Raw genomic sequence first — 12,749 nt, 5'->3', positions numbered from 1 at the left:
ATGAGCACGTTTGATCTGAACAGCGGTGCGATCGCGCCGGTCGCGGATGAAATCGACATCGACGATCTGCGCGTGAGCGGGCGCATTCCGCGCGACCTGAACGGCATGCTGCTGCGCAACGGTCCCAATCCGCTGCGCGGCCGCTTCGACGGCAACGACGTGCTGGCGTGGTGGCCCGAAGCGGCGATGCTGCATGCGATCGCGTTCGACGACGGCCGCGTGACCGGCTATCGCAACCGTTGGGCGCGCACGCGGCGCTGGGCCGACGTCCATGCGCCGGCCCGTGCACCGTCGCTGCCCGACACCAACCCGAACGTGAACGTGCTGTTGCATGCCGGCGAACTGCTGGCGCTGGCCGAAGGCGGGATGCCGCTTGCGATCACGCCGGAGCTGGCGTCCGTCGGCGTTCCGGCGCGGCATGCGGGGCTCGCGGGCGGCATGACCGCGCATCCGAAAGTCGATCCGCGCACGGGCGAACTGATGACGTTTCGTGCTGACTGGAAGGCGCCGTGGCTGCGGTACGGCGTCCACGACGCGCAGGGCGTGCAACGCGTCGACATCGAACTCGACCTGCCGGCGCCGTCGATGATGCACGACATGGCAATCACGGCCACCCGCAGCATCCTGCTCGATTTGAACGTTGCGTACGATTTCTCGATGCTGTCGCACGGGCACCGGATGCCGCTGCGCTGGCATGACGAGCGCCAGGCGCGCATCGGCGTGATTCCGCGTCATGGCGGCGACGTGCGCTGGTTCGATATCGCGCCGTGCTTCATCCAGCACGTGGTGAACGCGTATGACGGCGACGGTTCGACGGTCGTGCTCGACGCGGTTCGCTATGCGTCGTTCCTGCGTATCGGCAAGCAGCCCGGTGTATTCGAAGAGAATGAGGTCGGCGTGCTGTGGCGATACGTGATCGACCTCGCCGCGGGCACGGTCGCCGAAACGCAGATCGGGGAGGCCGGCATCGAATTGCCACGCATCAACGATGACCGGACGGGCGGTGCCTACCGGTTTGCCTACGCCGCCGCGCAACCGACGAATGCCGAACTTCGCGGCGTGGTGCGCTACGACCTCCAGCGTGGCGCGGTCGCGCGCTACGACGTTCCCGAAGGCGACCAGAACGGCGAACCGGTGTTCGTGTCCCGCCCGGGCGCATCGGACGAAGACGACGGATGGGTGCTGGCATGGGTGTACCGCCGCGCGACCGATACCAGCGATCTCGTGATACTCGATGCGCGCTGCATCGACGAAGGGCCGGTCGCGACGATTCATTTGCCGAGGCGCGTGCCGGCGGGGTTTCACGGCGCGTGGGTGCCGGCGGCGCGGTGATCGACCCCGGCACCGGCACCGTGTCGATCCACGTATACGGATTCAATAATGAAACGGCCGCGGTCGCGAGCGCGGTGCGCACGAGCGGCTCGCCGGTGCCCGCGTGAATGGTGTCGGCATGGCGTCTGCGGATCGTGGAGCGCAGCGCGAGCAGCCCGAGGCAGGCGGGATAGACGATGCCGCAGAGCAGAGCAGCGCTGCCGACACGACGCGCGGAATGTGCGACAGCACCGCGGCGAGGCCGTGCGGCCGATCGCGATCGGCGCGCGTCGTTTCCGGCACGCCCGGTGTCGGTTACCGATTTGCAACGTGTCGTTGCAGGTGCCCGCGGATGTCGCCGCTGTTACGTTACATCCTTGAATGATTTTGCCGTTGCGCTCGTGTCCGGCACGTCGCAACGCGGGGCAGCGACGTGCTGCGCGCGGCGATCCCGTGCCGCCGAACCCGCCTGCCGACGGGCCTGTGCGGCCTTCGGAGAGCATCCCGCCAACGGTGCCGCGTGCCGTGTCCTTGACGCTGGTACGGATTCTGCATTCGATCAGGCACGAACATCGCGCAGCGGTCGGCGCGAGGAGACCACACAGCCGGGCGCGTCCGCGGACACGCTGGCCCAACTGCAGAACGGGGCAAAACATGGACGCGCGGCCAAACCAGTCAGACGCGCAATTCCAGGCTTTCCTGGTGAGGCTGCTCGAGCAGCCGCAGCAGGCCTGGAGCGCGAAGCAGCAGCTAGAAATCGAGATGGCCTGCACGCTGTCCACGGAGATGGTGCGTGTCGCGGAACACCTGCGTACGCACACCGCGGATTTCGACGGCTATCTCGTGTTGCTCAAGTACGCGAAGGTGCTCGATTTCATCCTCACGTCGCTGTCCGCGCGCAAGGACATCCATCCGCAGACGCTGCGCACGATCTTCAAGCTCGCGAACCTGAAGGTGAGCGAGGATTATCCGGATTGAGCCGATTGCAGCCGGTGCCGGTGAGCTTGCCTCGCGGGCGTCGCGCGAACGCGGCGTGCGCCTGCGGCCATCGGCAACGCTCGTCCGCGCCGGCCGGCGCGGTGCGCGGCCATCGTCACACCCACAGCCGATACAGCCAGAACGACTCGTCGTCGGCAAAACGTTGCGCGAACTCGCTCGGCGAGAATCCCGTGATGCGTTTCGCTGCCCGGCTCAGGTGGGCCTGATCGGCGAACCCTTCGTCGAGCGCCAGGGTCGCCCAGTCGAACGGATGGCCGGCCTCGAGGCGGTCGCGGGCGGTGAAGAACAGGCTTTCGGTCCGGACGAGCGCCTGCCATTCGCGCAATGAGCGCCCGCTATACGCCTTGATGCGCCGCTCGACCTGCCGCGGACCATGCGTGCGCCGCCATTCGCGCGCCTGCCATGCGAGGCGCCCGACCCAGTGGCGGCCTGCGTCGCGCAGCGACGCCAGGCCGGCGCCGCCACCCTGGAGCGCACGCCAGCGCGGCGCAAGGTGCCGTTCCAGCGCGTCCAGCGCGGCGGCGTCGTCATCGGCGTCGGACAGCGCATCGACGAGCGGCCGCCACGTTTCGCCAAGCAGCGTGCGCGCGTCGACAAAGCGGTCATGGAGCGCGGGCAGCGCGACGCCGAACAACGCTTGCGCGGCGTCGGCAGTGAAACACGCGACGCCGCCGCGCCCGGTGGTCGGCGCCCAGCTCGTCAATGGCCGCGACTGGCTGCCGGACAGCGTGACCGTCGCGCCGAACGGTTGCCAGCGCGGACCGTCCGCAGTCTGCTCGACGAGCCCCACATCGAGGCCGCGATACCACGACAGGCACATGAACGGCGAAGCCGGGAAATGGGTCAGGCATTGCGCGTCGGACAGCGCGAAGCCGCGCGTATCGCGGCAGATGATCGCGACGATCGCGCCGTGCAGCGCAGGCGGCGCCGGATACAGCCGGGCGTGAGGCGCCTTGCCGCCGCGCAGCGCGCGGGGTGCACGCGCGAGCGGATCGGGGCACGGCGGCGATGCCGGGAGCGGAGCGGAGGACATGACGCGGCAGTATAGGGACAGGCGATTTGCGTGTCGATGGCGTGTCGATGACGCTTGCGTTCAAGACTGGCGTGCGACGGCTGCGGACAATGCGTCGCATGAATACGCGAACCGACTCCCAATGCCCATTCCACGCAGATGCGACGTCGTCTGCGCCCGTTCGTCATCCGCCCGGCGTGTGGCCGCCGGGGCCCCGTGCAGGGCTGACAGGCTGGGGCCTGCTGCGCAGCATGTCGCGCGACCTGCTCGGCACGCTCGCCGGATGGCAGCAGCAGTTCGGCGACGTCGTGCATTTGCGCATGTGGCCCGAGCATGCGGTTGTCGTGACCGACCCGCAGCTCGTGCGCGAACTGCTGGTCACGCATCACGACGCGCTGGCGAGATGGGAGCGCGGCATCCGCGTGTTTGCGCAGGTCCACGGACACAGCGTGCTGATTGCCGAGGGCGACGCGTGGCGCGACAAGCGGCACGCGCTTCAGCCGGGTTTCATGCCGAAGGCGGTCCAGGGCTTCGTCCCGACGATCGCGGCGGCGGCCGGCCATGCGCTTGCGCAGTGGCCCGCGCACGATCCGCGCTGGCCGGTCGAAAGCGCGCTCACGTCGCTCGCGATGGACGTGATCGTCCGAACGATGTTCTCCGATGTGATTGGCAGTGCAATTGGCAACGACGTGCGCGCCGCGGAGGAGGCCGTGCGCACGGTGAGCGCGGCGGCCAACGCGGAGTTCTACCAGCCGGCGACCGCGCCGGACTGGATGCCGTGGAAGCGCCGCAAGGCGCGGGCGATGGCGGTGCTGAACGAGCTGATCGATCGCCATCTGCACGCGCGTCTCGATTTGCCGGACAGCCGGTGGCCCGACGACCTGCTGTCGCGGCTGTTGCGGCTGCACCGGGCGGACGCGCGGGCCTGGCCATTGCAGGCGGTGCACGACGAATGCATGACGGCGTTCCTGGCCGGGCACGAAACGACGGCGGCTACGCTCACCTGGTGGACGTGGTGCATGGCCGCGAATCCTTCGGCCCAGGCAGCCGCGCGAGACGAAGTCGAGCGTGTGTTGCGCGGCCGCGCGCCGACCGCGGAGACACGGCCGCTGCTGCCGTACTTGACGCAGACGCTCGAAGAGACGTTGCGCCTGTATCCGGCGGCGCCGATCCTGATCAGCCGTCGCGCGACGCGGCCGATCGCACTGGGTGCATGGCAATTGCCTGCGCGCACGCTGTTCATGTTGCCGCTGCAGCTCATGCATAGCGACGCGAGATGGTTCCCGGAACCGGATGCGTTCCACCCGGAGCGTTTCGCCGCCGATGCGCCGGCCATTCCGCGCGGCGCGTACATGCCGTTCGGCACGGGCCCGCGTGTCTGTCTCGGGCAGCATCTCGCGCTGACCGAGATGACCGTGATCGCCGCGATGGTGCTGCAGCGCTTCGTGCTGTCGATACCGGCCGGCAAGGCGGCGCCGCGTCCGGTGCTGAACGTCACGTTGCGGCCCGACGAGCCGCTGCATCTTGCGATCGACGCGGTCGATTCGCGAACGTGATAGCCGGGTGGCCGTGCCGGCGTGAAATGCGACACGCATGCGGGCGGCCCGCCCGAGTGCGTGTCGCTTGTTGTCGCGCACGGGCGCTGCCCGGCAGAAGATGAGGCTGCGCAACGATCCTAGACCGTCGCGACCAGCAACTCCTCGGCGTTGTCCGGCGGACGCAGGCCGTCCGTTCTGCCGGAAAAATAGCGCTGCGCCAGCTGTGCCGCGGAAACGTGCCGCGCGTCGCCAAAGCCGGTTTCGCGGGCGAGCGCGACGATCACGGGCGGCGTATAGAAGCTGATGAACGGCGTACCGCTCGCGCGCGCGCCCTTCGCCGCCATCTCGAGCCCGGGACGCACGTCGGGATCCGCGTGCTCCAGCGGCAGCAGGAACGTCATCGCAACCATCGATCCCGGCGCGAGCGCTGCAACCTCGCGCAGCGTGGCTGCGTTCGCCTCATGGGTCAGATACATGCTGACGCCGGTGGAGACGACGATCGCGGGCTTGCCGCCGTCGAAGCCGGCGGCCGCGAGTGCGTCGCGCCACGATCCGCCCGCTTCGAAATCGACGGGGACGAAGCGCAGCCAGTCCGGCACGCCGAAGCCGAGCTCGACGAGGCGCTGCCGCTTCCACGCCTGCGGGCCCGGCCGGTCGATCTCGAACACCTGAAGGCCGGACGCGACGTCGGGCCGGCGCTGCGCGAAGCTGTCGAGGCCGGCGCCGAGTATCACGTACTGGGTCAACCCGCGCGCGGCCTGTTCGACGACGAGATCCTCGATGAAGCGGGCGCGGGCCACGATCGACGCGCGGAACGGGCGGGTGAACTGCGGATCCATGTCGCCGCGCTGCTGCCAGCCCGGTTCGGGCGCGAGCAACCGCAGGCCGATGTCGTCCTCCAGCACGGGCGGGGGCGCATCGATTTCGGCATGCAGCGCGCGCCACAGCGCGACCCGCGCGGCGGTGCTGTCCGGTGCGATGGCGTGACTGTCGTTCATGATCGCGGCCTCACTGTCGGGACTCGGTGTGGATCGTCAGCAACACGGCTTCGATGCCCTCGGGTTTCATGTCGATTTTCCCTTTTAGCCAATGTCAATGAGGATAGAGCGTTTTTCGGCGGTGCATTGGTCGAACGCGCTGCTTCGGGCTCACCCGTGTCGGCGGCGGAAGCGGTCGAGGAAGCGATCGTGAATGCGCTCGTCGCGGCGAGCGATGTGGCATCGCGTGGTGCGCGGGTCGAGGCGCTGGGAACCGCGCGCTTGCTCGATGCGCTGCGGGAGGTCGGCTGGCGGCCGTGGCGGGGAGGTTGAAACGAAGCGCGCCGCTTCAGGTGAAGCGGCGCGCAGAGAGGGGCGATGAGGCGGCCGGTCGGGGTGTCCGCGCGCGCATCGCATGATGGCGCTGCGGGCCCGACGGCGCTCCGCGCTCCTTGCACGCGCCCAACGGAAGTCCCCTTGGAGGACGACCGGCAACGTGCGTTCGCAAGCCCGTTATCAGCGGGAACATGCGTTAGCTGCCGAAGTAGACGTTGCAGAAGCTCACCGGACCGACACAGGCGTTCGGGTCTTCGCTCTTCGATTGTGCGCGGTCGACGCGGCCGGCGGCCTGGACGGCCTCGGCGCGGTTCGCCTGTTGCGGTGCCTGGTCGGCCGGCGCCGGTTGCGCATGTGCGACGGCGGCGGTAAGCGACAGGGCAACGAGGGCGAGGTGCAGCGGCTTCATTTCAGTTTCTCCTAGGTGGTGACCAGTCTTGCTGGCAGTGATCAAACTATAGGCTCGTACTGCTTAGAGATTAATCACCGTGCAAGGAGAGCTTATTTGCAGCCGGAACAAGGATCGTGCGGCATGCGCGTTCAATGGCGTTCAATGGCGATGCCGGTTGAACGGCGCATCCTTGTCGAGCAGCGCGCTGCGCATGAAGTGCAGGCAGCCGACGATGCGCTGCATCCGGCGACGTTCGTCCGGCACCGCATGCCATTCAAGCAGCGTGTGCTGCGCCGCGCGGATCGCGAGGCTCACCGATTTCAGCGTGCGCGCGTGATGGCTCGGCGACGGGTCGTCGAAGAAGCGCGGCAGTTCGTGCAGCACCGTGTCGACCGAGCCGGTCCAGTGCAGCGTCTGCGGCGGTTTCGACGCGCAGAAGGCTTGCAGTTCGTCGCGCAGGTCGATCACCGCGTGCCCGACCTCGAGCGTCGCGAGCATCCAGCGCAGCGCATCGCGGTGCTGGCGCGTGCGCCGCACGAGCAGCGTGCGCAACTGCGCCATCAGGTCGTGCGTGCTCGACTGGAAGCGCTGCGCGAGGCCGGCCGGCGCGCCTTCGCACGCGAGCGTTACCTGGCGGCGCAGGTCGTGCGCGATGCGGCCGGTCAGCCACGGCATGTGGGTGGGGAAGACCACCGCGAACACGATCGAGCACACGAGCATCGCGACGACGACGGCGAGCCCGTTGTTGATCAGCACCTCCGGCGTGTACGAGATCACGTTGTCGGGGCCCGCGAGCAGACAGAAGAACACCGCGAAGCCGATCCCGTAGCCGGACATCCCTGGCCGCATCGCGAGGAACGCGCCGAAGCCGAGCACCGGTGCGAGCGTCGCGCACAGCAGCGGGAAGCCGTCGATGTTCGGGTACACGTAGCACAGGAACAGGTAGCCGACGAACGTCGCGAGCGCGGCGCCCACGCCCATCTGCGCGACGAATTTCGGGGCGCGCGGCGACGTCGAGCTGAGCGCGCAAGCGATCGCGGTGCCGATCACGGCGAGCGCGCCGCTCGGCCATTGCGACGCGATCCAGAAGGCGCTCATCGCGCCGACCGCGACCACCGTGCGCAGGAACGTGAAACCGATGAAGAAGCGGTTCGTCTTCACCGCATAGTGCGTGACCGTGCGCTCGAATGCGTGATCGTCCTGGTCGAGCGACGCGTAGGTATCCGCGTAGCCGAGAAACTCGCCGACGAAGCGATACATCAGCTCGATCGCGGTGTCGTAGTCGAGCAGGCCGCCCGCCGCATGATCCTCGATCTCGCGGCGCGACGCGCGCGCGGCCTTCGGCAGCGCCGTGTGAAAGCGCCGCAGGTCGAGCAGTGCGCCGGTCGCGCGGGCGGGGCCGTTCCGCAATTCTTCGTGCAGCGCTGCAAGCCGTTCCGCGAGCGCATCGACGTGCGGCGCGAGCGCGGCGAGGACTTCATCGGCGCGTCCGGTGCGCAGGCGCTTGACGAGCTGGTGCAGCGCATGCAGCCGCGTGCACGCGTTCATGAACTCGCTGTTCAGCCTCGCGAGCCGGCGGCTGCGCGCACGGATGTGCGGATCCTCGAACGACGCGAACGCGCGGTTCGCCTCGAAGCCGACGATCTCGTCGACGAAATCGGCAAACTGGCGTTCGAATTCGCCGCGCTCGATATGGCCCGCGAGCGCGTTGGCCGCGAACCCGGCGAACTTCGCGTGGCGTGCGCTCAGCGAGCGCATCAGCGCCTTCGCCGAGCTGAGCGGCAGGATCAGCGCGCTGACGACGCCGGAGCAGACGATCCCGAGCGCGACTTCGGCTGCGCGCGTCAGCGCGGACTGGAACAGCGTCTGCGGGGTCATCACTGCGGGCAGCCCGATCAGCGCGGCCGTATAGCCGGCAAGCACGAATCCGTACCAGCGGAAGTGGCGGTTGCGCACCGCGAGCGCGATGCAGCCGCCGATCCACAGCGTGATGCCGGCCATGTAGAGCTCGGGCTGCTGCGCGAACAAGCCGCCGAGCGCGAGCGCGGCGACGAGGCCCGCCGCGGTGCCGAGCACGCGATAGAAGCTTTTCGCGAACACCATCCCGGACATCGGCTGCATCAGCACGAACACGGTCGTCATCGCGGTGCGCGGCTGCGACATCTCGAGCCGCATCGCGATGCCCATCGCGAGCAGCGCCGCGAGCACGGTTTTCGCGAGGTGCAGCCAGATCAGCCCGTCGCTGGCGGCCCAGTCGCGCGCGGCCTTGCCGAGCGGATCGAGCCATCGACCCCATCGTTGAAGTCCGACGGAAGGTGATTCGATCGCTGGTTGTGGCTTCATGACTGGGGGCGGCGCGTGCGGTGCCGGGCGGCTCGCCGCGGCTTGTCCGAACGCGCCCGTTCGACTGGTGAGGCGCCGATTGTAGGAGCGTCGCGCAGGCGCGTTAACGCAGCCACGGGGAAACGATAGTTGCAGCCAGAGTAACAATCCATCGCATTTTGTGGAGGAAAATAGCGGCTCCTACACAGGTGGTTCACAGGAATGGATACGCTTCAGAACATGCGGGTGTTTACGCGCGTCGTCGAGACGGGCAGTTTCACCGCGGCCGCGCAATCGCTGAATTCGACGACGGGCGCGATGTCGCGTGCGGTGTCGGAGCTCGAGGCGCGGCTGCGCACCCGCTTGATGAACCGTTCGACACGCCGCCTCGCGCTGACGTCGGCCGGCGAGAGCTATCTGCGGCGCTGCCGGCAGATCCTCGCCGATGTCGACCGCGCGGAAGAAGAGGCGAGCTGCGCGCACGAGCGGCCGGCCGGCGTGATGCGCATGCGCAGCTTCGCCAGCGTCGGCCATCACTATGTGCTCCCCGCGCTGACGCGCTATCACGCGCAGTATCCGGAGGTGTCGATCGAGCTGTCACTGTCGCAGCGGATGCCGGACCTGTTCGACGGCACGTGCGACATGGCGGTCGTCATGGCGTCGTCGCTGCCCGATTCGGAGCTCGTGTCCCATTTGCTCGGGTCGACGTTCAGCATCCTGTGCGCGTCGCCGGACTACGTGTGCCGGCATGGCGCACCGTCCCGCCCGAGCGATCTCGGCGCGCACGCGTGCCTGACGCTGCGTACGCCCGCATTCCCGACGCACGAATGGCTGCTCGAAGGGCCGGATGGCATCGAGCAGATCCACGTGACGGGGCCGGTTCAGACGAATACCGCCGAATCGCTCGCGCTCGCGATCCGCGACGGCATCGGCATCGGGATGCTGCCGCTGTATGCGGCGATCGACGCGCTGCACGACGGCACGCTCGTGCGCGTGTTGCCGGAGCACATCCTGCAGAAGATGAACGTGTATGCGCTCTATCCGTCGCGACGGTTCATCGATGCGAAAGTGCGGACCTGGGTCGAATTCCTGCGTGAGCAGGTGCCCGACATGATCGCGCGCGACGTCGAGATGCTGGCCGCGCTCGGCCGGGAACCGCAAGCCGCCTGAGCGGCGGGGCGTTGGCGCTTCGGCGTGCCGTCACCGGCGCGCAACTTGATGAACGGCTTCTGATGAACTGCTTCTGATCCGATTCCCGATCGGTTTCGATGGGATTCAATCGGATTCAATCGCCTTCAATCGCGCTTCGGTCGGCTTCGATCGGCTTCGATCGGGCTTTAATCGACTTCGATTTTGCTTCGATCGGGCTCACCGCCCGCATGTTTCAGACCACGCATGCGGGCGGCTTTTGCCGTGTGCGACTCACAGGGCCGGCTTCGCAGCCACGCCGGCTTCGGCGCCCGGCGTACCTGCCGGACCGTACGCGGCCTGGGCGGCCTTGCCCTCAGCGAGACGCTTTGCGGCAAGACGTTCCTGCGCGGCCGTGATGTCGGCCGGGTAGTTGCCTGCGTCGCCGAGCGACGGGTTGTAGCCGACGGATTCGAGGTCATACAGTTCCTGCAGCACTTGCGCGCGCGTGACGGGCGACTTCGACGACTGGGCGAACGACAGGGCGGGTGCGGTGAGCAGGACGGCTGCAGCGGTGGCGACGACGAGCGATTTCACGATTTCCTCCAGGATATTTGGTGCGATTCGGCGATTAGCGAGTGATCCGAACCGTTGATGCGAGTTTACGCAGCGGTGCGTCGCGTAAAAACCCCGATTCCAGGCAGGCATATTTGCAGAACGAACAACATTGGGCGGGAAACTGATGCACGTCGCTGATGCACGTCGCGCGTGCTGCGTCGTTGCGCGCGCACCAAAAGAAAAACCCGCCTTCGCAGGCGGGTTTCGCGTTTCGGCAGACAGCCGGGCGACGCAGCTCAGAAGCGCGTGCGCATGCCGATCGTGCCGACGATCTGGTTCGCCGTGCTCGATGCACCGCCCGAGGTGTTGATGAACGCCTGGTAGCCGCGCCCGGACGCGTGCTGGTGCATCGCTTCCGCGTACAGGTCGGTGTGGCGCGACAGCTTGTAGACGGCCTGCAGGTCGACCTGGTGCCACTTCGGATCGGTGCCGTGCTTGCTGTCCGGGTTCGACACGCTGGCGTCCGTGTATACGTACGCGGCGCCGAGGCTGACGGCCGGCGTGACCGCATAGCGGACGTTCACGTCGTAGTTGTTGAACGCGATCTGGCCGGTCGAGCCGAACGAGCCCGAGTTGTCGTATTGTCAATATGGCGTGCGGTACGCCGGATGCCGGGCATCGGGCCCGCCGCACACGCGGGTCGCGCGTGCCGTGCCACGCGGTGTTGTCGCGTGGCTGCAACATCGCGTGCGGCCGCGCCGGCAGTTGATCGATGCCGCGCTCGCGCGGAGAATGGGCGCGTCACGCCATCGATCAACTGCCGGCGCCGCCGTGCGCCCGGCGTTCCTTCTTTTTCGAAACACGCGTCCGTCGCGGTGACGCACGGCCGCTTCCTGCCAGGACCCACATGAACCTGTTCAACGTACGTTTGCGCGGCCGCGACGGCCTCTTCACGATCGGCATCGATGCGGGCGTCATCGCGCGCATCGATGCGCAGCCGGCTGCGATCGCGCCTGCGAGCGGCGGCGACATCGACGCGGGCGGCCGTCTCGCGATCCCGCCGCTCGTCGAGCCGCACATCCATCTCGACGCGGTGCTCACCGCCGGCGAACCGGCCTGGAACATGAGCGGCACGCTGTTCGAAGGCATCGAGCGCTGGGCCGAGCGCAAGGCGACGATCACGCACGAAGACACGAAGACGCGCGCGCATGCGGCGATCGGCATGCTGCGCGATCACGGGATCCAGCACGTGCGCACGCACGTCGACGTGACCGATCCGTCGCTCGCCGCGCTGAAGGCGATGCTCGAGGTGAAGGACGAGGCGCGCGGGCTGATCGACCTGCAGATCGTCGCGTTCCCGCAGGAGGGGATCGAATCGTTCGACGGCGGCCGTGCGCTGATGGAGCAGGCGATCGACATGGGCGCGGACGTCGTCGGCGGCATTCCGCACTTCGAGAACACGCGCGAGCAGGGCGTCAGCTCGATCCGCTTCCTGATGGATCTCGCCGAGCGCACCGGCTGCCTCGTCGACGTGCATTGCGACGAAACCGACGATCCGCATTCGCGTTTTGTCGAAGTGCTCGCCGAAGAGACGCGCGTACGCGGAATGGGCGCGCGGGTGACCGCGAGCCACACGACGGCGATGGGTTCGTACGACAACGCGTATTGCTCGAAGCTGTTCCGGCTGCTCAAGCGGGCGGGGCTCAGCTTCATCTCGTGTCCGACCGAAAGCATCCACTTGCAGGGCCGCTTCGACACGTTCCCGAAGCGGCGCGGCGTCACGCGCGTTGCGGAACTCGACCGCGCGGGCATCAACGTCTGCTTCGGGCAGGATTCGATCAAGGACCCGTGGTATCCGCTCGGCAACGGCAACATCCTGCGCGTGCTCGACGCGGGGCTGCACATCTGCCACATGATGGGATACGAGGACTTGCAGCGCAGTCTCGACTTTGTGACCGACCACAGCGCGACCGCGATGCATCTCGGCGAGCGCTACGGCATCGCGGTCGGCCGGCCCGCGAACCTCGTCGTGCTCGATGCGGACAGCGATTACGAAGCGCTGCGCCGTCAGGCGAAGGCGTCACTGTCGATCCGCGGCGGGAAGGTGATCATGCGGCGGGAACCGGAGCGCATCACGTATCCGGGTTGACGGTGACGCGCGCCCGTCGGCCGCTTCC

General features: G+C 67.9%; 10 protein-coding genes and 2 pseudogenes. 6 read left to right on the top strand and 6 right to left on the bottom strand.

What is annotated here, in order from left to right; translation table 11 throughout:
• Entirely contained in the window at positions 1–1,332 is a 1,332-nt protein-coding gene (locus tag ACV22Z_RS11855) for a carotenoid oxygenase family protein (RefSeq protein ID WP_448076493.1), read from the top strand.
• A 633-nt stretch (positions 1,333–1,965) separates the two neighbouring features.
• Positions 1,966–2,289 carry a DNA-binding protein gene (locus tag ACV22Z_RS11850; protein WP_448076492.1) on the top strand — a complete coding sequence of 108 codons (324 nt, stop codon included), beginning with the start codon at positions 1,966–1,968 and terminating at the stop codon, positions 2,287–2,289.
• A gap of 115 nt (positions 2,290–2,404) precedes the next feature.
• Here the strand turns inward: ACV22Z_RS11850 and ACV22Z_RS11845 are convergent, their stop codons facing one another.
• The gene (locus ACV22Z_RS11845; protein ID WP_448076491.1) at positions 2,405–3,343 is read right to left on the bottom strand and encodes a helix-turn-helix domain-containing protein; all 939 of its coding nucleotides are present in this window, start codon (positions 3,341–3,343) and stop codon (positions 2,405–2,407) included.
• Positions 3,344–3,441: 98 nt separating this feature from the next.
• Between ACV22Z_RS11845 and ACV22Z_RS11840 the strand changes: the two genes are divergently transcribed.
• Entirely contained in the window at positions 3,442–4,878 is a 1,437-nt protein-coding gene (locus tag ACV22Z_RS11840) for a cytochrome P450 (protein ID WP_448076490.1), read from the top strand.
• 119 nt (positions 4,879–4,997) lie between these two features.
• Here ACV22Z_RS11840 and ACV22Z_RS11835 read toward each other — a convergent pair whose 3' ends face one another.
• Complete coding sequence (locus ACV22Z_RS11835) at positions 4,998–5,858, bottom strand: class I SAM-dependent methyltransferase (protein ID WP_448076489.1); 861 nt, start codon at positions 5,856–5,858, stop codon at positions 4,998–5,000.
• A 159-nt stretch (positions 5,859–6,017) separates the two neighbouring features.
• Here ACV22Z_RS11835 and ACV22Z_RS11830 point away from each other — a divergent pair.
• A pseudogene (locus tag ACV22Z_RS11830) lies at positions 6,018–6,170 on the top strand (P1 family peptidase); the annotation flags it as partial.
• Positions 6,171–6,369: 199 nt separating this feature from the next.
• Here the strand turns inward: ACV22Z_RS11830 and ACV22Z_RS11825 are convergent.
• Positions 6,370–6,582: a hypothetical protein gene (locus ACV22Z_RS11825; protein WP_448076488.1), complete on the bottom strand. Its 213-nt coding sequence runs from the start codon at positions 6,580–6,582 to the stop codon at positions 6,370–6,372.
• 141 nt (positions 6,583–6,723) lie between these two features.
• Positions 6,724–8,907 carry an FUSC family protein gene (locus ACV22Z_RS11820; RefSeq protein ID WP_448076487.1) on the bottom strand — a complete coding sequence of 728 codons (2,184 nt, stop codon included), beginning with the start codon at positions 8,905–8,907 and terminating at the stop codon, positions 6,724–6,726.
• A gap of 201 nt (positions 8,908–9,108) precedes the next feature.
• Here ACV22Z_RS11820 and ACV22Z_RS11815 point away from each other — a divergent pair, with 201 nt between their 5' ends.
• Positions 9,109–10,056 carry a LysR family transcriptional regulator gene (locus ACV22Z_RS11815; RefSeq protein ID WP_448076486.1) on the top strand — a complete coding sequence of 316 codons (948 nt, stop codon included), beginning with the start codon at positions 9,109–9,111 and terminating at the stop codon, positions 10,054–10,056.
• A 252-nt stretch (positions 10,057–10,308) separates the two neighbouring features.
• Here the strand turns inward: ACV22Z_RS11815 and ACV22Z_RS11810 are convergent, their stop codons facing one another.
• Together ACV22Z_RS11810 and ACV22Z_RS11805 are read right to left on the bottom strand one after the other, a co-directional pair.
• Entirely contained in the window at positions 10,309–10,611 is a 303-nt protein-coding gene (locus ACV22Z_RS11810; RefSeq protein WP_448076485.1) for a DUF4148 domain-containing protein, read from the bottom strand.
• 257 nt (positions 10,612–10,868) lie between these two features.
• A pseudogene (locus ACV22Z_RS11805) lies at positions 10,869–11,216 on the bottom strand (porin); the annotation flags it as partial.
• Positions 11,217–11,479: 263 nt separating this feature from the next.
• Between ACV22Z_RS11805 and codA the strand changes: the two are divergent.
• The gene (gene codA, locus ACV22Z_RS11800; protein WP_448076484.1) at positions 11,480–12,721 is read left to right on the top strand and encodes a cytosine deaminase; all 1,242 of its coding nucleotides are present in this window, start codon (positions 11,480–11,482) and stop codon (positions 12,719–12,721) included.
• The last annotated feature ends 28 nt before the right edge of the window (positions 12,722–12,749 follow it).

It is taken from the genome of Burkholderia sp. PU8-34 (genome assembly GCF_053427725.1).
This window is presented reverse-complemented; position numbering and strand designations above follow the sequence as displayed.